This window comes from Fulvivirga sp. M361, from assembly GCF_007097395.1.
Classification (GTDB): Bacteria; Bacteroidota; Bacteroidia; order Cytophagales; family Cyclobacteriaceae; genus Fulvivirga.
The window spans coordinates 160918-184981 of the sequence record NZ_VKDC01000007.1; the positions used below are offsets into that span (position 1 = coordinate 160918).

Sequence of the window (24064 nt, forward strand, 5' to 3'; positions counted from 1 at the left end):
TACTTTCAGGCATTCATCGAAATATTATCATTATGGGGCGACTCCGGCGTACATTTACATCAAGATAATAAAGGAATAAAGTGAAGAGGGAATAAAGTGAAGAGGGAATAAAGTGAAGAGGGAATAAAGTGAAGAGGGAATAAAGTGAAGAGGGAATAAAGTGAAGAGGGAATACTCTTTGACGGTAATGTGAGGTTGGGAAGAGATGATCAAAGAGTAAGACAGGTGGGGGTGAAATATCTTCCACCTGTTTTTTTTATACTGTTTTCACGACTGACTCTTAAGCCTATGCTACCATATCTGGTAATTCAAAGTATTATTGGACGGTCTTTTTCAGATACTTCAATGACCCATTCCGGAAATAGAAAACCTCAAATTTGGCTGGTTATTCAAAATATCAGGTTTATTCTGTGACCTTGGGTTAATAGCGTTAAGAGTTTCAACAAAGCACTGTACTACATTGCCAGGTTTAAGTGCAGCTGGTCTGTGGCCTTTTATGTAATCTGCGTTAGAAAACTTTTCATTTGGCTTAATCCCCTCAGGTTGTTTTGGTTGGTTTATTCAGGCCTTCCCTGAAAACTAAAATGATAGGAAATGCACTCAACGGTGTATTGCATTACGATTGTGGACAACAGCGACTGCATAATGATTACTAAAAACAGCATTTTGAGGGCCTTAATTTGATTTTCATTGCCCTTTCCTTGTTCTGAAAGATAATGATCGGGTTACCTGGTACGTATAAGTAGCGAGAATTTCCCACCAAATCGGCTGTAGGTTCAGCAATCTCCGGTATCCGGTCATCAGTCCTGAATCTATTATACGCTAAACCCTAAACTCTATGTGCCATGCGCTACGCTGCATGTGAAACGCCAAAATGGATCAGATACCAATCTGCAATATCAGACATCCCCAGGGAGGTAGAGGCCCGATAGTTTTTGACGCCTAATGCATGGCGATATTCTTCATCGGTAAGCACCATTTCTAATGCGTTTGCCAGGCTTTCCACGCTTTCAGGCTCAAAGTAGGAGCCACAATAACCCTCAGAGTCCATGAGCCTTTCCAGATCTCCTAATCGAGGTAAGACAGCCGCTTTTCCATAACTACCCGCCTGATGTAATACACCGGAGCTTCCGGTGGTAGAAGTGTATGGGAACACTACCACGGTACTTTCTTTGAAAATACGTTCTACATCCTCTTCAGGGACGTATCCTGTAAAGGTAAGATCAGGAACGTGTCGATAGGTCTCCTGTACCCCAGCCAAATAGCCTGGTACATTGGGGCTGTCCGTTCCCGCGATCACCACCTCAATATTCAGGTCTCTTTTTTGACGTAACTTCTCAACAGCTTCAATAAGGATTTCCACTTTTTTGTATGTTCCGAATTTACCGAACGTCATCACTTTCAGGGACTCTTTTTTGTCCAACTTATCGAACGAAGGCATTTTAGGGATATCGAAAGTTCCGTGAGGAATAAGCGCTATATTGTCTTTTTTATACTTGTTTCGAAGTACTTCGACATACTTCTCAATGGTAACGCCTACTACATCTGATTGAAGTATCATCGTAGTAAGCGTATTGCCGATCAGTTGATATATTTTTTGCAAAAGCTTGTTGTCTGTGAAACCGGCACTACCTAAGTCTACCTGCTCAAGAATATTATGTAATAACGTTACGGTATGGTACCCTTTCCATTTGAGCAGCATGGGTGTCATCAATCCAAGCGCCGCAGGTACCTTTTTATCCGCGAATAAAAGGAACTGCAGGTTAAACAAGACGACATCGGGTTTTTCATGTTTTACCTGGTTGAGGATACTTACCGGGTTTTTCCAGCTATTGAACGACCAGCAGGGTACGAGCCTTACTTTTCTATGCTCACTTGAGTAAGCGGAATTATCCGGCAGATGATTGGTAAGGACGACTATTTCTCCTACCTCTTCTTTTCGTGCCAGATGTTTTATTAAGTGATATCCGTACTCGTTTAACGTAACTTCACTGGGCGGATAAGGCGAAACAATAGCTATTTTTATCTTGGTCATCACAAAAAATCGATTGGTTGGTTATTAAATATATGGCTCAAATACCTTTTGCGAGTATTATTTCGATGAATGGCTGGATGGTGACGATGAAGAGAAAAAGTAAGCAATTGGCAAAAGAACGGTAAGCAAAGTTTGGGTGGCAAACCGGCATTGGTCCTAAAGCTACATGTTGGAGTTTTATAGATAAATTTTGTTAAAATCACTCATTAATTGAAAGGCTTTCTTCTTTTTGTTTCTATTGCCAATAAGTCCGAAATTCTTTTGTATGTTTTTTCTCCAGGGTATTTTTCCTACTACATTGTCAGGTATTTTCCTGAAATCATATAATGTCCAAATGGCATAGGAAATGGTGTTTTCCCGGATTACTTTGGTCAGTTCGGAAAGGTATTGGTATTGATCTTCTTTTGTTTTTCGGAAAGGATACCACCATGAACTGTAAGAGTGCTGACCCATTTCTTCCAGTAACAATGGTTTATCAAAGTCTGCTTTCAGGTAGGTTGGCAGGTCTTCCGGAGCTTTATAATAATGGAACGAGTAGTAGTCCACGTCATTTTTTAGCGTGGTGATGTATTCCGGGGAGCTCCACCCAATAGTGACCAGGTGATTCGGGTCATAGCTTTTGATCCTTTTACAGGTAAATGATAACCATTCCATCACCGTTTCTTTTCCTTTTGATTCAAAATCCAGATCAGGTTCATTTTTGATGTCCCATGAAAAGATAGCCGGGTGATCTTTGAAGCGTGTCACAATGCCTTCCGTATGTCGGTCTGATAAGGTCCATTTATTGACATCATAACCTAAGAAGAAATCGAATAAGGTAATGATCACCTTAAGCTTATGCTTGTGGGCGATATCCAGTAAATTTCCGAGTTTAATGATATACTCTTCCTGTACCTCGGCACCGCCAAACTTCTCATAAGGTACAAAAACACGTAACGTATTAAAATGGGCTGATTTGATGAGTCCAAAATCTGAATTGAGCAACGAGGCATTGACATTATCCCAGAATAAGTGCCAGGGAAAATCAGCAGGATAGTAGTTGATCCCTTTACTGATAAACCTGACATTATCGACCAGGAAGTGCTTTCCTTCCGTTTTCGTACATTCATTTGATGTTGATACACTCATTGGAATTTCCGTTTCTGAGCGTACTTTATGTCTTATTCTCCAGAAATTATCTTCTAACAGCAGCATAACATCGTAAGAGGTGGTGTCATAACCGGAAAGAATGAACTGCTCGTTTTCAAAAAGCTGATAATGGCTTATGTTCGTATCCTTAAGTACCACCAGTGTACCGTCCTCTGAATAGAAATCCAATGTTAGATCATGGGCTATTGTAGTACTTCTTATTTCCTGCTGCTGCTGTTCTGTTTCGAAAGCTGCGAGCATTACTTTATCTCTTGATTTTTCGGTGAAATGGTCTTTTAAGCCAGCTGTTTTCCTTCCGGCAAGTGTTTCGTTTTGATAATAATAAGAAGCCAGGTAATCTTTGGTGATCTTTTTCAAAGTGTGTTTTTCCATTTCACGTCCTTCATTTTGCAAAGGCTCCCATGTATACGATGGCTGATACAACAGCTTTGTTTGATTGGCTGGTCGGAATTGAATGATCGTTTTATCAGCAGTTTTGAAGTAGGCTACCAGCCGGGAGGATACAATGAATAAGATGATGGATATCCCTAGAAAAGAGAGGATCACATAAGTCATATAAAGTTTTTTGATTTTATTCATTGCACTAAGATTTGTTTATAAGCAATTTGCCCCCCACAATTCAACACTACATCATATAAGCCACGGGTCAGATTAAGCTTTTCAGGATCAAAAGTTGCTTTACCACCGGCGGTGTATAACACTGTTTTATAATGCTCATCTTTATGGCATAGTGTGATGTTGATTTCTGTATGATCAGGTACAAACTGATAGGAAAACCCCTTTATCGGACCTATTTTCATCATACCTTCTTCAAAAGCCACAGGATATGGCTTTACAGATGGCAAATACTCAATACTACTTTCAGTGCTTTTGGTATAATCTTCAATAAAGGCTTGTACTGTCCATAACATAGCCTCTTTTGGGGCAGGCAGACGAATGGTAGCTATGCCATTTACCATACCGGCGGTGGCGTAAGTAGTGGTACCCAGGTTACTGACAATCTTAAAGTATACCAAAGTACCATCGGCGATAATATTCCTCAGCTCGTCTTTTATTACAGAGGTTTTTATGGCGGTGACCTGTTTTCCGTCTGCATACTTATGGCTGCGATCATATTCCAGGCTAAAGGTTTCGGGACGATTAGGGTATAGTGTGACATTAAATTCACTGTGGCTGGAACCATGGGAAGCCACCGTAATGACCGGCGTACCGGATTCGTCATCAGAGAAGAACCGGGTATAACTATGTAGTGTTTTGGTGTTTACCGATCGTTTTTTAAAAGTACGTTTGAACAGGTATTCATAATCTACAGCAGTACCCCGGGGCCATGGGTTGTCCAGTGAATCTACTCCGGTCCCTATCACCATGGTAAAATCTTCGCCTCCCGTCAGGATCTGTTTGGGCCCGCAATAGGCTTCTACTAATGGAGCATAACTGGTATCCGGCAGTATGGTAAGCTTTTCTTCAGACAGTAGTTGGTTTTCGAAAAAAAGCTTTAGCTCAACTTCTCCCGAATGATTCCATAATTCAGAGGAAGTTGGAAATGAGACCACACACTCAGCGGCATTAGCCTGCCAGCTATGGAGTCCAAAGCTGTGTAGTACCAACAGACGTAAACGGGCGCCTTCCTGTATGTCTATTGCATACGAGATACCGGGCAATTTACCTGCTATTTGTCTCTTACCTGTCAATAACATCACATGATGTGCCGGTGATGCGTATAGTTGGTGTGTGATCAATATGATGAATAAGATAACTCTCAATTAAAAAGGCGTTGGGTTCCCTACATAATTATTGAGACTTAAGCTGACCGATGGTACGTCGATCCACCCGGTCATGATAAGATTTCTGTTCCTGTCTAAAGAGCCTCCCTTATACTTAGCCCTTATGGGTGTATTGTCAAGTCCATTCACTAGTATCTCATCTGCCTGGTAAGCCACGATCTCGAGCCCTTCCAGATCAGGCCTTTGTTTTCTGAAATCTTCATTCCTTCTGGGTTTGACGCTTTTTTCTACAAAAAGATGGTCCACCCACACTATTCGATTTTGGTTATTATAATAGGCCAGTAATATTTGCGGGATGGTTACTGTGCCCGTACCCTGGTTGAACAGTTTACCAACGATGTTCCCGTCTTTCATGATGACATCGGTAAAAGAAATGTCCTTATACAGATCTTGCGTAGTTACGGTGGCGAGCGTTTCCAACTCAAATGAACAGGCCCTTTTTCCCAGGTTTGCTTCTACAAATGTATCGGGGTCAAAAGGTATGGAATCCTCTTTGTTATAAGTGCCTCCAAGAGATTCAAAGTCGATGCGAAAAGGAGTGATTTCCTTAGGTGCAAGCTTGTGAGTGACATGGAATTTTTCAGTGTATTGGATCAGTAGGCTACTATCCGTATCGTATAGTTTAGCTTTTAGACTTATGTCTGCCGGGTAGCTGTCAATATTTTGAAGCATACCCACTACTGAATATTTTCCCTGAAAGTATACCAGAGCGGCTTCTAATACATGGAGCACAGGCCTGTCCAGGATGTCGGTATGAAATGTTTCTTCTGTGGTGATCTTTTTACGCCCCTGATTCTTAAAGTTCGTGGCATTTGTAAATACAAATTGGTCAGCGGGTATGGCATATTCCAATGGCTCAGCTTGCATTAGCCACTTAGTCCCTCGTTTTATTAATACATGCTCTTTAGTCCGATGAAAAACTTCCAGTGGAGTGATAAAGGTCAGGTCTGTCTTGATAAAGGCATGATCTGATGTAGCGCTGACCACAGTGGTGCGAATGTCATCGAGTTTTCCATAAGACTCTACCAAACCATCTGTTACTGATTTTTCGAGCATAAACTGTTGAAGCGTATAGGCTTCAGGCGAATTCAGGTAGCCGTAGGCTTCTTCAAATTCGCCAAAATCAAGTGCGTTGTAGTAACTTATCACTGTTTTGGAGGGAGTATCTTGTTTGAGATTAATGAGGTAAATATTACTGATGATCAAAAAGACAAATAATAGTACCAGGTAAAACCAGTACTTGGACAGAAAATAGGTGATAGGGTGGATGGTCTCTTTGAGGGTTTCCGGGTTGCCATAACTGTCTCTGTTAACATTTCCCTTGACAATATGATTGATCCAGTGCAGTTGGACATTGAAAAAAAAGGTCATGACAAGGCATAGCATAGGAACGGTACCCCACATAATTTTTTGATAGATTGGGATATCTTTTTTAGGGAGCAGGGCGGGAAGGGCGCTGACATCTTCGCGTTCCCAGACCATAATACCATTGTCAAGTAACTTGACCCGGTGCCATCCGCAGAAATACAGAACCGGATCGTAGAATTTATCATTTGAAAAAATGTATTTCAGATGATACTGTTCCGGGTAGGTCAAAAACTGTTGCAGCGTTCCGATACCCTCACTGCCTTTATATTTAGAGTTCTCCAGGCGTTCAACTGCCCTGGAGGTCAGCTCAGGGACCCTTCTGGCAGAGTGATAATTACCATCTATGGTAAGTGCAGTAGTATTGGCCGATAACCAGGCCATCTGATCGCCAAAACCAAGTGTGAGGAACCTCCATTTATCATGCTTGTCTGTGTTGATAAAATTCAGGAGTGGAGTAATCTCTACCGTCTTGGGCTGAAGAGGTCGAAAATAACTCAGGTTCATAGTAAATCCCGCACTGCAGAAAATGGAAATGACCATAACTCCAATGAGAAAATTATATACTTTCCTCGAGTTGTTGCTCAGGATACGGTTTCGTATAGGCCCTTCAAAAAAGCTCCATAAAAATTCGCCGGTTACGGGTGTAGCTAAAATGGTGGCCCAGAAGGTGAACCGTTCCAACGTTAAAATTGAAAATGCATTTTCACCTAACAATAGTTTAGGTATTGGGGTAGTACCACCTGTACCAAGTATGAGTAGCAATCCAAATGATAATCCTAAAAATATGTTCCGTTTAGAAAACAGCCGGTAGGCTATATAAGGCAGCAGTGCCAGCAGAAAACCCCAGGGGATAATGAAAAAGACCAACCCGGAAGAAAAAACCTCAAAGAAGTTATCCCTTGACCCATGAGGTATAGGCACTTGTGTAATGGGATCGTTTTTAGAATATATCCAGTAAGGGAGTATGACAACTACGGCTACAATGATCACACAAAGGCCTGTGGCAATGACACGTGGGAAGTACTTACGGAAGTATTTTATAAACAATAGTACGCCTATACTCCGGTAGCTTCCTGCTTCTTCTTTAGCTCCATCCATTACGGCAGTACCCATTAACGGCAGTACGAAAAAAACCATTCCGAAAATAGGTGTAACGTGGTGTGAGCATACGGCTACAGCAATAATGCTAAGCCCATTTCTAAAATAATTGAGTTTACCATAACGTACCCAAAGGTATATTTCAGGGAGGGCATGAAGTAGCCAGCCAATTCCCAACATCATAGGTAACTGGCCAAACACATGAAAACTTTCCACTACGGATGGAGTAAACACGGCCACCAGGGCAGTATAGCCTGCTGCCCGGTCATTTCCGGAAATCATTTTTCCGAAGCGATAGGACCCTGTGATGTATAATATTATAATGGCATATCCCAGGGCATAGGCGCCGAACTTCAATCCTCCCAGATAAGAGAATAGGGCAATCAACTGGTGCGCCATAGGCGGGTAGCTGGTCAGGCTGAAACCGGTATACCAACGCATTTCCCAGGGTTCAAACCAGGAATGGGCATAATGATCTGCAAAAAAGACATGTACATACACATCATAGGTATCTTCCAAAGTGCTGAACATGGTGCCTCCATGAAAGAGCAAACCTATGGCAAGCGCCAATACAAGCAGTAAATAGTGGTCCTTTTTGAGCTGCATTCATACAAAAATACCCTGAGGGCAATGTAAGGGCGTTTTTTTCGATGAATGGTAGAAATTTGGCGGGGAAGAGTCAAAAATGCTTTACCATACGATCAAACCCGTATTAGTGCCTCTTAGACTTCTAAGTGATACCCTCTAACGAATCATCATAAAAAGTGTAGCTGACCTCATTTAATTCGCAAATGTGACAGTGCAGAAAATCGAGAAGAGATGAATCACGGAATAATAATACCATGCTATAATGAATCCAGCCGGCTTGATATCGATAGTTTCCTGGATTATGCTACGAATAATAAGAAAGCGACCATCTGCTTTGTGAATGATGGCAGTTCAGATGCGACGAGGTCCACTTTGGCGCACATTAAAAATTTCGAAAGTGACAATGTGCATATTTTTAACCTCGCTGAGAACAGTGGAAAGGCACGGGCTGTCAAAGAAGGGGCGCTCTATCTTTACAATGAAACTGAAGTAGATACCATTGGTTTTATCGATGCAGACTTATCTACTGACTTTAACGATTATCATCACTTGCTGGATACGATAGATAACAAAGAGGATATTAAGGTGATTTACGGTTCCAGGGCAAAAAGCGATGACAACAATATCGAACGTAATCCCATCCGAAAATTCATAAGTTTTGTAATACGCTACATCATATTACTGATCACGCGGTTGAATATTCAAGACACCCAGTGTGGAGCGAAGGTGTTTGACAGAGAGCTGGTGCCTAAAGTTTTTAAAGCTAATTTCAGAACCCGGTGGCTATTCGATGTTGAGATACTTTTGCGACTTAAAAGTTTGCACGGTGTAAAGAAATTTAAAGCGATGTTTTTTGAGCAACCATTACAAAACTGGGTGCATATGGACGGTTCCAAATTGGGTCTGAAAGACTCCATTAGTATCCCCTTGAATTTGATCAATATCTGGCTTATTTATGATTTTTTCCCACCGTTCAAGCCTCATATTAAGCACTTTAAAGACCATATCACCCAACCTTTTGCAAGGTTTGTAAAACGATCAATGTCTAATAAAGCCGTACAATTAATAGGTTTTCTGTTAGTACTTATTGAATCTGTCTATTTAGTGTTTGACAACTTGTCGCCAAAATTAATCGAGGTACTTGAAATTGTACGCGTATCATTGTTGCCGGCGTATCTGCTGATCATCGTTTTCGAGCTTTTCAAAAACAGGTTTGGAGATGGTGCCAAATTCAAAAGATGGGTGGGGAAACTTAAAATGACTTTCAGAAATTTATCCAATCAGAATACCTGATCCGTTTTTTACCTTACGGCTGCGGACTGTTTTTAGATGATCTTTTATACCGTTTAAATAAAGCCGGTTTGCAATCTTATGTTATTGGCTGCAATTTAGAATAGGTATAAAGATCAGATACGTAGTGAAGAGATCGGAAATAGCGTTAGGTAATCAGGCTTTCTTTTTCACGAGGCTTCAATATGAGTCCGGTGATTGGGATGTAGACCAGCGTATGCCTTCCAATCTACTTCATTCGCTGGTGGAATACACCACCTTAAAAGTAGATACGCAGGAGAATATTATTCCACTCAGTAGCAGTAAGATCTTTGAATGCCCTTTCTGCTATTTATCAGGCCACAAACTGGTACAATTCAACAGAGAGGAGCGAAGTAATTTCCAACGTTATGTGGAAAATGGCGGGTTCGTTTTTGTTGATGATTGTAATCATGACATTGATGGGCTATTTGCCAAGTCATTTGAGTCCCAGATAGCACGATTATTTGGCCGGGAAAAGCTAAAGAAAATAGGGAATGATCATCCCATTTATACTACCTTTTTTGAATTTGAAAATGGGCCTCCCACCACGTCACAGGAGTTAAATGGCTGGGGCGATGATCTGGTGCATGACTACCTGAAAGCTGTTGAGATCAATGACCGTATAGGTGTGCTTTATAGTAACAAAGATTATGGGTGTGAATGGGACTATGATTTTAGAAATAAAAGGTGGTATAAAATTGATAACACGCGTTTTGGAGTAAACATCGTCATGTATGCACTTACATCGTAAAATTGATGGATAAATTCACCTTAAGAGAAGCAATACTTGATGACCTTCCTCATATCGTCAATATGTTGGCAAGTGATAAGTTGGGAGTGCAGCGAGAGTCGTTCACAGATCCTTTGCCGGAAGCCTATGTTCAGGCATTTGATCAGATCACCGCCGATCCGGCCCAATATCTGATGGTGATGGAACTTCAGAGTGAGTTGGTCGGTACGTTGCAGCTGAGTTTTTTGCCGTACCTTACCTATCAGGGGGGCGTCAGGGCTCAGATAGAAGCCGTGCGTGTTCATAATGATCATCGCGGTAAAGGATTAGGAAGAAAAATGATAATGAGGGCCATAGAAATGGCCCAAAAAAAAGGCGCGCACATGGTGCAGTTAACCACTGATAAAAAGCGACCTGAAGCTATTCGGTTTTATAATGACCTGGGCTTTACAGCAACACATGAAGGAATGAAATTACATTTTTGATGACAAACGAAGAGCTGAAAAATACAGAGCAGGAAGTAAGTCAGGTGGTCAGTAAGCTCGGATTACTAAAGAGTGAGATGCAAAAAGTGATCATTGGCCAGGATGAGACGATAGAGCAGTTGATCATTACGTTCCTGGCAGGCGGACATGCCTTGCTTGAAGGGCCCCCCGGACTTGCAAAAACACTTATGGTACGCACACTTTCCCAGGCGGTGGATCTGGACTTCCGGCGTATACAGTTTACACCTGATCTTATGCCTTCGGATATTATAGGCACAGAAATACTGGAGGAAGACCATACCACTGGAAAAAAGTTTTTTAAGTTTAATAAAGGACCCGTATTTTCTAATATCATCCTGGCAGATGAAATTAACCGGACCCCCCCAAAGACGCAGGCTGCCTTATTAGAAGCTATGCAGGAATTTGAAGTTTCCTATAGTGGTAAAACCTATCAGTTAAAACGACCTTTTTTCATTTTAGCCACGCAAAACCCTATAGAACAAGCCGGTACCTTCCCACTTCCTGAAGCCCAGTTGGACCGGTTTTTATTATACATACAGATAGGCTATCCTGGAGAAAATGCGGAAACAAATATTCTGAGGAGTACGACAGGTGCTGGTTCAGTTTCGATAGAAAAGGTACTGGACGGACCTGATATTATCGAGTTGCAGGAACTTGTGCGTGAGGTAGTCATCGCGGACGACCTTATCGCTTATGTAAGCCGGCTGGTGAGGGGTACAAGACCTCAAACCACCACGAGCGAATACGTCAAAAGCTGGGTAAGCTGGGGGGCTGGTCCAAGAGCCGGACAGGCGCTTATACTCACAGCCAAGGCCCGTGCCCTATTGAAGGGTAGATACGCGGTGATACCTGAGGACATACATGTCATGTCCAAACCGGTATTGCGTCACAGAATATTGATAAATTTCAAAGCGGAAGCTGAAGGAGTATCCTCCGATGACATTACCTCTGAGCTGCTTAAGGTGTATACGTTACCATCAAATGGTTTGAAATAGTGTTAAGTGAGTACAAAGAGCTGCTGAAACCTGAAATCATCAATGCTATCAAGGGCCTTGAACTGATATCCCGGGTAATTACAGAAGGCTTTTTAAAAGGACGGAACAAAAGTTCTAACATAAGCTTAGGCCAGGAATTCAGTCAATACAGAAGCTATGAACCCGGCGATGACCTACGACTATTAGACTGGAAGATGCTGGCACGTTCTGCACGTTATTACATCCGCCAATCCGAATTAGAAACCGATATAGCTGTTACATTTATATTAGATGCCAGTCATTCTATGCAGCATACGGAAAACGGACTGTCCAAAGTTGATTATGCGAAAGTATTGATTGCATCTATGGCATACCTTGCCCGACATCAGGGAGATAGTATTGGCCTATGGTCAGTTAATGACCTAAGAGAGCATAAAGTGTATCCGCGAAATGACAAACAACATTTTCAGCGAATTTTACATTATTTGATTGAAACTAAGGCGCAAGGACGGTGGCCGGGCGATGCGAAGATGGAACCTGCACGTTACAGCAGTGGCCGGGAGCTTGTTATTTTTATCTCTGACATGTATGAGCACGAAAAAGAACACGTAAGCTTTCTTAAAGCTTTAAAGACCAGGCGAAATGAAGTAGCCGCTATTCAATTGATCGGTAATGACGAATGGCAATTGAAGTATCCTGAGGCGGTGACTTTACAAGACCTTGAGACTGGTGAGAAAGTAAAGATCGGAGGTATGCGGGAGGCCTATAGGTCAAACCTCAATGAGCATCACGAGAAACTTCGTCAGACGATGTTAGATAACCAGGTGGATTATCATACCTATTCACTGCAGGAGCCAATGGATGATGTGCTGGTTCGGTTTTTACAAAGGCGGAAAACGTTATTGTGATGTCATTTTTAGCCGGTGAATATCTTTTTGCACTAATGGGGCTACTGGTGCCTCTGGTCATACACCTTTGGAGTAAAAAAGAAGGTAAAGTGATCAAAGTAGGTAGCATACGTTTTTTTCCGAAACAGGAAACCAAGAAATCTCAAAGTATCAGGCTTCATGAATTGGGCTTACTTGTGTTGAGGTGTCTGATGGTTATCTTTTTGGTTGGCATACTTGTGCAGCCTTTGATCCGGACAAAAAAGAACAGACAAAAGCATGTGATATTGGTGGAAGGTGAATTATGGGCAGATGATCGTTTTACGCTGATAAAAGATAGCCTGATCCGGTCTCAGGGTTATGAGCTACGTCTTTTGCAAAAAGGATTTCCACTTGCTGAAGAAGATATAAATGTGCAGCAAGAAACCATACATTACTGGCAGCTGCTTCAAAGTGCCAGGAAACTTGAGGCAGACAGTATCTCGGTTTTTGCACAATCAAGGCTAAGAGCATTCAAAGGAAAGAGGCCAAAAGTACCGTATATTCTACAATGGTATACAGTGCCAGGCAATAAAACCAGTGAGTTTATTGCAGAAGCTTATCACGGAACCGACGGCATCAACGTGCTGAGCGTCCGGACAAGCCCGGACGTGACACATATTAGGCATTATGTCATAAATGAAGCGGGTACAGCAGAAGTCAAAAGTAAAGAGGAAGGAGGGAACCACTACGTTAAAACGGATGGACAAGAGAACTGGATAAAAGCCAACGTACCTGTTCAGCAACGAATTTATATATGGTATGATCAGGCTTTTACAGAAGATTCCTACTTCATGGAGGCAGCTATTAAGAGCATAGAGCAACACCTGGGAATAGCTTTTAAGGTGTTGCGCCAACTGTCATCGGAATACCAGGAAACAGGGCCTACAGACCTTGTCATTTGGTTAAGTCAAACCTCTTACCCGGGAGGAAGCAGTAAATCAATTGTTTATGCACATGATCCTGTGTCTTCCATGATAATTCAACCTTCATTACAATCAGAGAAATATTATTTAACGAATAAACTATCTTATGATGTGGTCTTTCAGGAAGACCTGATTGCTCATCTTCTGCCGCTCATTTTTGATCTTTATCGCACAGATTCACTGATCACGGCTCTGGATAAACGAGTTGCGACGAGTGATCAACGAAAAGCTATCCAGCAAAATGTTGATATTCAAGGCGAAAGGTCACAGCAAGCGGGAATCCCTTATTTTGTATGGGTTTTATTTGCTGTCCTTTTTTTAGCGGAAAGAGTATTGTCATTCATGAGAAAACAATGAGCCAGGGTAAAAAAATATTGCATAATATCAAAACGAGGTGGCGGTTCTATCGATGGGTGGAGACATCCATTTATGCGGTATGCCTCGCGTTGATTGCTTATTCTTTTGCCGGGACAGTGGCGGCATTTATTACGTTTATCATGGGCTTATCAATGATCATGTTATTGCTTAGACCATGGGACCTGAACATGGCCACTGTAGTTCAGTTAGTGAACCTACAACTAAAAGCTATTCATTACAGTGCGGAATGCTTACTGGCCAATCCGGTAAGTCTTACCCGACTGGGAAAGATCCAACAGCGTAAAACAGCTTATTTACTTGCTGAAAAGCGCCGTCAGGTAAAAGTGCCAATACCCGTTAAACGCATTGCATTGATCTTCTGTCTCTTTTCAATGGTCTTTTTGGGTACACGTTATGTACCATTGACAAATCAAATGACCTCACCTCACATAACAGCCGGAGACCTTGTATTGCCTGCCGATACGCTGGCAGAAAACTATAATTGGCCAGTGGTGGAAAGTCTTATTGTTGATATTACCCCTCCCAAATACACTCTCCTTTCTTCCTTCACTCAAAATGGCCCCGGTATTAATGTAGTTGAAGGTGCTTATGCAAAGTGGGAAGTACGGCTTTCACATGCTATTGATGGTATTGATTTAATCACTTCTGCCAATAAAGTCTATCCTATGAAGGCTGAGGGCAATGTTTATACCTGCGGTGCGAGGTTATTTCAAAACGGATTTTATAGTTTCAGGTTCACAAATGGAATAAGAGAATATGTCAGTGATCTTTATGAAATTAAGGTCATCCCGGATAATCCCCCCGAATTGGTGCTGAGAGGTGTGCCGATTCATACTTATTTCGATTACAACCAACCGAAAGTGATAAATATTACGTGTGATGTACAAGATGATCATGGTATCACGGATGTTTATTTGATAGGGACAGTTACCCAGGGATCAGGAGAATCGGTGAAGTTCAGAGAAGAAAAACTATTCTTTGACGCGGGTTGGGAAAAAGGTAGTAAACGTTTAACACTTTCCAGGCGCATTGACCTGGACCAGCTAGCAATGGGACCTGGTGATGAGCTGTATTTTTATGCTGAAACTCTTGATAATCGTTACCCTAAAACACAGAAAAATCGCACAGAAACTTTTTTTGTGGGTGTAAAAGACACGACGAAAGTAGAATTCTCATTAGCAGGCTCACTGGGGGTAGATGTCATGCCCGATTATTTTCGCAGTCAGCGTCAACTGATCATTGATACCGAAAAACTGATCAAAGAGAAGAAAACCATCCCAGCGCAATCATTTAAATCTAAAAGTAACGAACTGGGGCATGACCAGAAAGCACTACGTATCCGGTATGGAAAATTTATGGGAGAAGAGTTTGCTACTACTTCGCCTGGTCAGGAGAGAGGTGCACCTGAACCCGATCCAAAGACCGGACCTAAAGACCCCCTAAAAGCATTTATGCATGACCATGATGGTGACAATGAACATCACCTGGTAGAAGATCATGACCATGATGACCATAGCGAAGATAAACAAAATAAGGAAGGAAATGACCCATTACATGCGTATCAGCATATACATGATGATACGGAAGAAGCCACCTTTTTTACCATGTCTGTGAGGCAAAAGCTAAAGCAGGCGTTAACAGAAATGTGGGATTCGGAACTCTATTTACGTCTTTATCAGCCGGAGAAGTCACTGCCTTATCAATATAAAGCATTGAGGTTATTGAAGGAGATAAAAAATCATTCCAGGATATACGTACATCGGATTGGGTTTGAACCTCCTCCCATTAAGGAGGAAAGCCGCTTAAAGGGGGATTTTGATGAAGTGATTAGCCGTACCAAGACAGTATATCATGTTTCCACAGAACCTTATACGAGCCTAAGAAATTCAATACCTTTACTTCAAAGACTATTGACCACAAACGCGACCCTTGACATAGAACAAAAAGCACTGCTGGAAAAAGCCGGTGATGAGCTTGCAGGATTAATAATTCAACAGCCGGGGCAGCACCTGGAAACCCTGCAGAGTTTGCGTAAAGTGCTCACCTCGGATAGTGATCCGGTAAGCAGGGCTGCTTTAATTGAGAAGGCCTTGAATGGAGTTGTCCAGGCCGTGCCTTCATTGTTACCAAAACCTTCCGTGGAAAATACCGGGGAACACATACTCACGCAGTTGTTCCGGTTAAATCTGGATTCAATCAGGAGGCGGAAGCCATGATTACCTTGCCGGATACAAAATACCTGTTCTGGATATGGGCATTGGGGCTTCTATTGTTTTTAATATTGGTGATCGTTGAATTTATGCGTAAAAGCGATCATTTTTATTACAGGATCATTGCTTTGTCAGGATGTGTCCTATCTTTAATGGGGATAGTACTGAAACCTGCATTTCCTGAGAAGATACAGCGCAAAAACCTCATAATTTTAACGGATAATTATAGCCAAAAAGTACTGGATAGTTTACAGAGGTATAGTGCCAGCCAGGTGGTCCGGTGGGATTCATTGTCAGTAGATCTGTCCCGGTTTGATAAGTTTCATTTGCTGGGTGCGGGTATCCCGGTATATGACCTTTGGCAGATGAAAGACAAGTCGGTCCGTTATGTTCCCGCTGAACTTCCGGAAGGAATTACCAGGATCAAATACGCTTCCTATATAACCGCAGGAGAATCTGTCATTCTTCAGGGGGAATACAGGCAGTCAGAGGCAAATCATGTAAAACTTATACTGAATGGTCCATCCGGAAAAAAAATGGATTCTACCTCCGTATCCATAAGCGGAACCACACAATTTTTATTGAAAGGGCCTTCTTTTGCTACAGGAGAGCTTTTATATACGTTGGAAGTACGGGACACTACATCCTTACTTTCCAGTGAGACCGTGCCCGTAGTAGCCCAGGCTCCTACGGTAATGAACGTGTTTATTATTAATGACTATCCAACATTTGAAACCCGTAGCCTTAAGCAGTTATTGGTCTCCGAAGGTCACAAAGTAACAGTAAGGAACAAGGTCACTCAAGATCGTTATAGCTATGAATATTATAATACCCGCGCCAGGCAGATCGATCGGTTAACGTCCGGATTACTACAGGCAGTTCACGTAATCATTATTGATTTTGATTCTTTCAAAGGACTTACGGATAGCGAGTATCAGGAATTACACAGGCAAATGACGGAAGCAGGGCTGGCTTTGTTCATACAACCTGATGAGGCAATGTTCCACTCGGGTTTGGAGAGGCTGCCGTTCTCATTTTCGAAAGCCGATTCTAAGGAGACGGTGCTGAAAGTGAATGATGAACCTTTATCCGTGCCTACCTACTCCTATAGACCTGTAATGAAATTGGGAGTGGAGGCGATAACGAATTTTTCAACATTTCCTGTTTTCTTTTTCCATCATTCCGGTCGTGGGAAAATAGGGTCTGCCTTGTTAACAAAAACTTACCAGATAGGCCTGCAAGGGGATACAATAAGCTACAATCGTATTTGGAATACGGTATTTGATCGCCTGTTGGCGGATGTCAATGAAGCAATAGAACTTGACCGGCAAATGGTTTATGAAAATGAACCCCTTCAAGTATTCTGGTTTTCAAAAGATGAGAAGCCCTTTGAGGTTAAATACAGGCAGGAACTGCTACCTCCCATTCAAACTGCATTGATCCCGGAACAATGGAGCAGTCAGCTATGGCCTGATAAAAAAGGATGGGACGAACTGGTATTTATTCGTGATTCATTAAGGCGATATTCATTTTATGTGCATGATGCCGCAGACTGGAAGACAGTTCGTCAGTTTGAAAGAATAAATGCTAACATTCGTGCCTTTGGAGCGTTCACTAAACTATCTGAGAGCATCAAAAAGAAGGATGAAGTCACTGAACAAATACCAATAGAGCCCATTTGGTTTTATTTGATCTTTTTGGGATGTGCAGGATATTTGTGGATAGAACCAAAATTTTAACGCGTTCTTTGCGTGTAGGCTGGTTTTATTGTTTGATATTTTTATAAGTGTATGAAGTCTTCAAAAAAGATCTTTTTGTTTTTAGCCATAACATTTTTCATTGGAATGATATATTTAGGGTATGATATTTCGAGTAGAACCACGTTCCCTGGTTCTAAACCTCAATTGAAAGAAAGAATAATTAAAGATGCCAAAGCAGACTCCATTGAGTTGGATTCAGGGCGATCTTATTGACTTGAAGTTCTATGATTAGAAAAAAAATTGTGTTATTCCATTTTGGTATTAGAAAATTTCCTGTATATTCGTCTTAATTAAAGCCAACTATAAACGATGAATTATTCCCTGACAGAGCACTTTGTCAGGGAATTTTTTTAGCGCTGTCTGATATCATTTGAATGTGGCATTGGGCATTATAGACTATTACCTTTTGTTTTGATATTTAGCCGGTGCATAGTGCTCAATAAATTTCTGCTGATTCTGACAATATGATCAAATAAGTGTGGTGATTATTCGGGTGTGTAATGTGCTGGTTTTTAAATTCCTCATCATCGTTTCTAAGCGCTATTTATCGGCCTTAAGATACGTTGGTCGATGAAACTTTTGTCATCAGGTTCCGGGTATTTAGTTTTCAATACATAAAGCCAACTATAGACAACGAATTATCCTCCGGAGCCAGGTCTTCGGGGGATTTTTTGTATCCACTGATATCTCATTCGTCTATTATATCCCGTTTTTATTATTCCTGATATCATGTGCTAAATCAAGTAATATACAGGCGACCTTGTTTTAATGCGTTAAGAACGCTATTAAAAAAGGCAACACACCTGTTATCTGTCACATTTACTTTTTATCGTCACTTTTAGAGGTTGATCGAATGAAGATTTATTTAGCATCATTTACTTATTACATTTATACCAGTTAAAGCCAACTATAGACAACGAAAAATCCCCCGGAGCCAGGTCTTCGGGGGATTTTTCGCTTTACATATAAAATGTTTGGCCGTACTTTGCCAAAAAAGCCTTCCTAATGTATCGTTCACGTCCTACCGGGGCTATGGTTTAATCGCATTATTAATTACTTTGGAAAATATTTTTTGCTGAGGCAACCGATCCTAATAAATATCCGTGTTGTGTAAAATTTAAAGCTAAAAGAGTCAGTAAGTATACTAATGGTGCTTATTAAGGGATGTCAGGAAGGAGACCGTGAAAGTCAGCGATTGCTGTATAAGCACTATTATGTATACTGTATGAGTATTTGTGTGCGCTATGCCCAGAGTGAAGAGGAAGCTAAAGAAATATTAAATGATGCTTTTATTAAAGTATTTAATAAAATTAGTCAGTATGATACTGATAAGCCATTCAAAGGATGGTTGAGAAGAATAATGATCAATACGGCTATAGATCATTTCAGGTCCAATAAGAAGCATTATTATCATGCAGATATTGACGATGGTTATGATGAGCCTGTGGAGGCAAATGTTGTTGGTGATCTTTCTTATGAAGAAATTTTGCTATTAGTTCAAAAACTAAGTCCGATGTATCGGTCTGTATTTAGTTTATATGTAATAGATGGGTATAATCATGAAGATATATCCGGGAAGTTGGGGATTTCCGTAGGGACGTCCAAGTCGAATTTGTCTAAGGCCAGGGCAAATTTGAAGAAGATGTTGGTTAAAGCGAACAAAGATATTTATGAGCAATATGTCTGAGAAGGATCTTGATAATCTGTTCAGAAAAGCGGCTGATGAGTATACCACACCTTTTGACGAAGAGGCATGGGACGCATTAAATGACCGCCTGGATGGGAAGGGGGCTGGGCTCATGCCTGACTATTATAAAATAACAGGGGGTATAATACTCATGTTCGTTTTATTATCATTGTTCATATGGTATTCAGCTTATAATAATCCGCAAACCGTTACTGAAATCAGTAAGACGGAAGAGTCACAAACGAGCTCGAAGAGTTTCAGATCAAAGCGTGAGCAAGAGTCTCAAATAGCATTTGAGGCACAGGATAAAACACGATCATCACAGTCGCAATCTGAAGCACAAGGTCATGTTAAGGACAACTCAGGCAGGGCTGAGACCGGCAAGAGATCAGCAGAAAACCTGAATGATCCGGCTACTAGCCTTGATGAGGAAGGAGATACAGGCAACGTAGCTGAAAATGACCAGCGCACCATTGAAAACTCCTCTCAAAAAGATATGTATGAAGAAGGCATTGACAGGGTAGGGCAGGAGAGTGCCGGGGTAAGGCGATCTTTAACTTCCGAGGTGTCTGATAATGCATCGTCCAATGATAAACGTACCAATGCATCCCCCACCATTGAATCAATGGATGAAAAAGCAGATCCGGATAAAAGGACACCCCCTAATGCCATCGTAAAACCTCTTGGGTCCCGGGAACCTGAAACAAATGGTAATGCGTTATCCGACAGGAGGCCTGCCAGACCTCAAGAGCATCAAAAATTAAACTTAAACGATGATCAGGCTGCTATAGCAAATGTTGACGAAGAGGACTCTCATTTAACAGGTTACTCTACGGATGATGGCCCCACAATTATTTCAGGAAAAACAGAAGAAGGCTTTCCGTATCTTTTAATAGGGTATAGGGAAGGTTTTGATCATTTATTGATGCTTCCGGAGGTTGACCTTGAAACCGTTGAGGTAGAAAAGGCCGAAGAAGTTGTAGATGAGGAAGAGAAGGATGCGGATACCCCGGAAAAGGATAAAATTTTTGCACTAAAATTTATGCTGGCCCCCGATCTGAGTTCAGTAGGCTATTTTAAACCGGATGAACCAGGCTCTAACATAGGGATTATGTTAGAATATTACCTGGGGAAAAGATGGAGTATATCAGGCGGGGCCATCCGCTCAAGGAAAATCTATTTCACGGATGATGCGCTGGACATTGGCCGGTATGCTTCCAATCCTAATGTTTCCCGCGTAGACGCGGCTTGCACGGTGATTGATATTCCCGTGAACCTGAGCTATTATATACAACAGCATAAGCGTCATAACTTCATGGCTACCCTGGGTTTTTCCAGTTATTTGATGCTTTCTGAAGATTATCGATATTTTTTAGAAGTTCAAGGCAACCCTACGGAATGGACACAACGTATTGAAGGGGAAAATAATCATATTCTTAATATGTTGAATTTGTCCATTACTTACGAAAGACGCCTTAATGAACATTTCTATTTACAACTGGAGCCTTTTGTTAAAGCACCCTTGTCAGGTGTGGGTGAAGGGGAAGTTGACCTGGTAAGTAGTGGTCTTTTCATCAACCTGAAATACAATTTTTTAAGACCCAAAAAGTAACAATTAACACAACAGGATATTTGAATTATGCGAGGAAAATTAAAGAGCCTTGGTGCTATAGGTATGGCCGTTTCAGTAGGTTTTATAGCTGCATGTACTGGTGAGAAAGACCCGGAACCGGCATTTGATTGCAGTCTGTCAGACTTACAGATCGTTGAAGTCAGAACACAGGAATTGACAGGTTGTACGTCGTTGGACGGTATTATAGAAGTAACTTCTACCGGAGGGGAAGGAGACAAAAGTTTTCAGTTGAATGAAGGTGCGCCACAACCCACCGGTCTTTTTGAAAACCTGGCTTCCGGCACCTACAGATTATCCGTTACGGACCAGAATAAATGTACCTCACAGGTGGAAATAGTGCTTACGGCTGTGGATTCTGATCTGGTGATCTCTGATGTTAACTCAACCCTCTCAGGGTGTGAAACATCTAACGGGGTGCTTACGATCAATGCCAGTGGACAGGGGACCCTAAGGTATAAAATAGATAATGGTGCTTTTCAGGAGGGAAATGAATTTGGAAACCTACAGGCAGGAGAGTATACCGTTACTGTTATGGATGATATCTGTGAAACGACCAGCCTTCACCGGATACAGACCGGTGTATCTTTTGACGATCAAATAAAAACAATTTTATCTACGAATTGTATACTTTCAGGCTGCCATAATGGTGGTAACAGTTTACCTAATTTTTCTAATTTTTCCGAAGTTAAAGAAAAGGCTTCCGGCATCAGGAGCCGAACACAAAGTGGCAATATGCCTCAACGCAGCTCCGGTTTAACACTAACACAAGAACAAAAGGACCTGATCGCCTGCTGGGTGGATGATGGAGCACTAAACAATTAAATCACTATAAACTTTAAAAAATGAGAACCTTATTATTAGCTGGGCTGGTATGCATAACATTTACAGCCTCTGCACAAAAGTACAAGTCAAACAAAAGCTACGTAAAGTTTTTTTCAGAGGCCACTTTAGAGGACATAGCCGCAGAAAATAAAGATGGGGTCAGTGTAATCGACCTTGCTACCGGTAACGTGGTTTTTTCTATTCCTATTAAGTCTTTTGAATTTGAGAAATCTCTTATGAAGGAACATTTCAACGAAAAATATATGGAGTCGGAGAAATATCCTAAAGCAGTGTTTAAAGGAGTTATTGATAATGTAACTGATCAGGCTGGTATTCAAAAAGTGAAGGCAAAAGGTGATATGACCATTCATGGAGTAACGAAGAAAATGGAGGTAGAAGGGGAAATAGACAAAACAGGCGATACGGTTTCACTGAAAACCCAATTTAAGGTGCGCCTGGAAGACCACAAAGTAAAAATACCAAAGCTGCTATGGCAAAATATCGCCGAAGTTGTAGAAGTAACCGTTGATTTTGAATATAAACCTATTGAACAGTAATGAAGTATTTTTTCATAATCCTCTTCTTTTTAGCGATATCTCAAAGTTCTTTTGCCCAGGATGATCTGATGGATCTGCTGGATGAAGGGCCAAAAAAGAAAGAGCCTGTATATGCCACTTTCAAGGGTTCCAGGGTAATTCTGGGCCATTCAGTGAAGTTAAAAGAAAAGAAAGAGTTGGAATTCCTGATAAGCCACAGGTTTGGAGCCCTCAATTCCGGGGCCCACGAATTTTGGGGGCTGGACGCTGCCAATATCCGGTTGGGGTTAGAATATGGACTGCTGGATAATTTGAACATTGGTGTTGGAAGAAGCTCTTTTGATAAAAGTTTCGACGGGTTCATAAAATATAAGCTGGTACAGCAGTCCAAAGGACCGGGAAGCTTTCCTTTTTCTATTGTCTTATTCAGTAGTGTAGCGGCGCGAACTACGCCAAGGCAAGAGGATGACGCAACGTATGACTTTAATGACAGACTGGCGGGTACCTACCAGATTTTGATTGGAAAAAAGATAAGTCCTGCACTATCACTACAGTTAATGCCGGTTTTTGTACATAAAAACCGGGTGGCACAAATCGATGATAATGATCAGGCAGCTATTGGAGTAGGGGGACGGATAAAACTGACCAAGAGTTTGGCATTGAATCTTGAATACTACTACCGGCTTTCACCGCCGGACCAGACAGAATTTCACAATTCGTTGTCCGTAGGGCTTGACATAGAGACAGGTGGGCACGTTTTTCAACTCCACTTTACAAATTCTGACATGACATTGGAAAGAGCATTTGTTACTGAAACAACAGGGGACTTTTTCGATGGAGACATCCGTTTCGGGTTTAACATTTCCAGGACTTTCCAGCTGGGTGGAAAGCGTATATAGCTATTATTGTTAGGTTGGGGGACCGCTATCGGAGTATGACGCTGAGTTATGCTCCGATTTTTTTAGCTAAACAGGCCATTTATTTCTGCATCAATACGCTGTATTACCAAAGAACGGTCTTCTATGTTGTTGACAAAATCCAGTTGATTCACATCTATCACCAGGTGTTTTCCTAAATCATAACTGCTTATCCAGTTCGTATAGTGCTGATTTAGATTTTTCAGATAATCCAGCCGGATGGCATTTTCATATTCCCTGCCACGCTTCTCAATTTGACTGACCAGCTTGGGGATATCTGCTTTTAAATAAACGAGCAGATCCGGAGGCGTGACGTGCTCTATCATAGATTCAAAAAGTGTCTGATAGCAGGCATAGTCCCTGGCATTCATAAGGTCGGAAGACTTGAGATTAGCGGCAAATATATAAGCATCTTCATAGATCGTTCGGTCCTGGACGGTAGACACCTTGCTCGATCGTATATTTTTAACCTGTCTGAACCTGCTGTTAAGAAAATAAACCTGCAAGTGGAACGACCATCGCTGCATGTCTTCGTAGAAGTCAGCCAGGTAAGGGTTTTCTTCAACGGATTCTAATTCGGCATGCCAGTTGTATTGTTTGGCAAGTAGTTTGGCAAGGGTGGTTTTTCCGGACCCAATGTTTCCGCAGATGGCTATGTGCATAAGTATTCAGTTAGAGCCTCAAATTTACGATCGTTAAGGAAAGCACTGGCATATAAAAACAAAA

The 24064-nt window shown here is 41.6% G+C and carries 18 protein-coding genes; 13 read left to right on the plus strand and 5 right to left on the minus strand.

Annotated elements, in window-relative coordinates:
* Window positions 1–850: 850 nt before the first annotated feature.
* The 4 genes from FNH22_RS09980 to FNH22_RS09995 form a co-directional block, all read right to left on the minus strand.
* Window positions 851–2035, minus strand: coding sequence for a glycosyltransferase (locus tag FNH22_RS09980; protein ID WP_255518020.1), 1185 nt, complete (start codon window positions 2033–2035; stop codon window positions 851–853).
* A 177-nt stretch (window positions 2036–2212) separates the two neighbouring features.
* On the minus strand, window positions 2213–3763 hold the full coding sequence (locus FNH22_RS09985) for a glycoside hydrolase family 2 TIM barrel-domain containing protein (protein ID WP_143398220.1): 1551 nt from the start codon (window positions 3761–3763) through the stop codon (window positions 2213–2215).
* The gene (locus tag FNH22_RS09990; protein ID WP_143398221.1) at window positions 3760–4947 is read right to left on the minus strand and encodes a hypothetical protein; all 1188 of its coding nucleotides are present in this window, start codon (window positions 4945–4947) and stop codon (window positions 3760–3762) included. The genes FNH22_RS09985 and FNH22_RS09990 overlap by 4 nt, the downstream gene beginning before the upstream one ends.
* Entirely contained in the window at window positions 4948–8040 is a 3093-nt protein-coding gene (locus FNH22_RS09995; RefSeq protein ID WP_143398222.1) for a hypothetical protein, read from the minus strand. It abuts the gene before it with no gap.
* Between the two features lie 213 nt (window positions 8041–8253).
* Between FNH22_RS09995 and FNH22_RS10000 the strand changes: the two genes are divergently transcribed.
* The 13 genes from FNH22_RS10000 (at window position 8254) to FNH22_RS10065 (ending at window position 23320) form a co-directional block, all read left to right on the plus strand.
* The gene (locus FNH22_RS10000) at window positions 8254–9315 is read left to right on the plus strand and encodes a glycosyltransferase (protein WP_143398223.1); all 1062 of its coding nucleotides are present in this window, start codon (window positions 8254–8256) and stop codon (window positions 9313–9315) included.
* Between the two features lie 124 nt (window positions 9316–9439).
* Window positions 9440–10084, plus strand: a complete 645-nt coding sequence (locus FNH22_RS10005; protein WP_255518021.1) for a DUF4159 domain-containing protein — start codon at window positions 9440–9442, stop codon at window positions 10082–10084.
* A gap of 5 nt (window positions 10085–10089) precedes the next feature.
* Window positions 10090–10548 (plus strand): GNAT family N-acetyltransferase, encoded by a 459-nt coding sequence (locus tag FNH22_RS10010; RefSeq protein WP_143398224.1) that lies wholly within the window; start codon window positions 10090–10092, stop codon window positions 10546–10548.
* Window positions 10548–11564, plus strand: coding sequence for a MoxR family ATPase (locus FNH22_RS10015; RefSeq protein WP_143398225.1), 1017 nt, complete (start codon window positions 10548–10550; stop codon window positions 11562–11564). Before FNH22_RS10010 ends, FNH22_RS10015 begins: the two co-directional genes overlap by 1 nt.
* Window positions 11564–12451: a DUF58 domain-containing protein gene (locus tag FNH22_RS10020; RefSeq protein WP_185154158.1), complete on the plus strand. Its 888-nt coding sequence runs from the start codon at window positions 11564–11566 to the stop codon at window positions 12449–12451. The genes FNH22_RS10015 and FNH22_RS10020 overlap by 1 nt, the downstream gene beginning before the upstream one ends.
* A complete protein-coding gene (locus tag FNH22_RS10025) occupies window positions 12451–13752 on the plus strand; it encodes a BatA domain-containing protein (protein ID WP_143398227.1) in 1302 nt (433 codons plus the stop codon). The genes FNH22_RS10020 and FNH22_RS10025 overlap by 1 nt, the downstream gene beginning before the upstream one ends.
* Window positions 13749–15989, plus strand: a complete 2241-nt coding sequence (locus FNH22_RS10030; RefSeq protein WP_143398228.1) for a tryptophan-rich sensory protein — start codon at window positions 13749–13751, stop codon at window positions 15987–15989. The genes FNH22_RS10025 and FNH22_RS10030 overlap by 4 nt, the downstream gene beginning before the upstream one ends.
* Window positions 15990–15994: 5 nt before the next feature.
* Window positions 15995–17722: a hypothetical protein gene (locus FNH22_RS10035; RefSeq protein WP_185154159.1), complete on the plus strand. Its 1728-nt coding sequence runs from the start codon at window positions 15995–15997 to the stop codon at window positions 17720–17722.
* A 1168-nt stretch (window positions 17723–18890) separates the two neighbouring features.
* Window positions 18891–19430 carry an RNA polymerase sigma factor gene (locus FNH22_RS10045; RefSeq protein ID WP_143398231.1) on the plus strand — a complete coding sequence of 180 codons (540 nt, stop codon included), beginning with the start codon at window positions 18891–18893 and terminating at the stop codon, window positions 19428–19430.
* Window positions 19414–21042 carry a hypothetical protein gene (locus FNH22_RS10050; protein ID WP_143398232.1) on the plus strand — a complete coding sequence of 543 codons (1629 nt, stop codon included), beginning with the start codon at window positions 19414–19416 and terminating at the stop codon, window positions 21040–21042. Before FNH22_RS10045 ends, FNH22_RS10050 begins: the two co-directional genes overlap by 17 nt.
* Window positions 21043–21069: 27 nt before the next feature.
* Window positions 21070–21885, plus strand: coding sequence for a hypothetical protein (locus FNH22_RS10055; RefSeq protein ID WP_143398233.1), 816 nt, complete (start codon window positions 21070–21072; stop codon window positions 21883–21885).
* A 20-nt stretch (window positions 21886–21905) separates the two neighbouring features.
* Window positions 21906–22442: a YceI family protein gene (locus FNH22_RS10060; protein WP_143398234.1), complete on the plus strand. Its 537-nt coding sequence runs from the start codon at window positions 21906–21908 to the stop codon at window positions 22440–22442.
* The gene (locus FNH22_RS10065; protein ID WP_143398235.1) at window positions 22442–23320 is read left to right on the plus strand and encodes a DUF5777 family beta-barrel protein; all 879 of its coding nucleotides are present in this window, start codon (window positions 22442–22444) and stop codon (window positions 23318–23320) included. Before FNH22_RS10060 ends, FNH22_RS10065 begins: the two co-directional genes overlap by 1 nt.
* Before the next feature lie 62 nt (window positions 23321–23382).
* Here the strand turns inward: FNH22_RS10065 and FNH22_RS10070 are convergent, their stop codons facing one another.
* The gene (locus FNH22_RS10070) at window positions 23383–24000 is read right to left on the minus strand and encodes a deoxynucleoside kinase (RefSeq protein WP_143398236.1); all 618 of its coding nucleotides are present in this window, start codon (window positions 23998–24000) and stop codon (window positions 23383–23385) included.
* Window positions 24001–24064 lie beyond the last annotated feature (64 nt).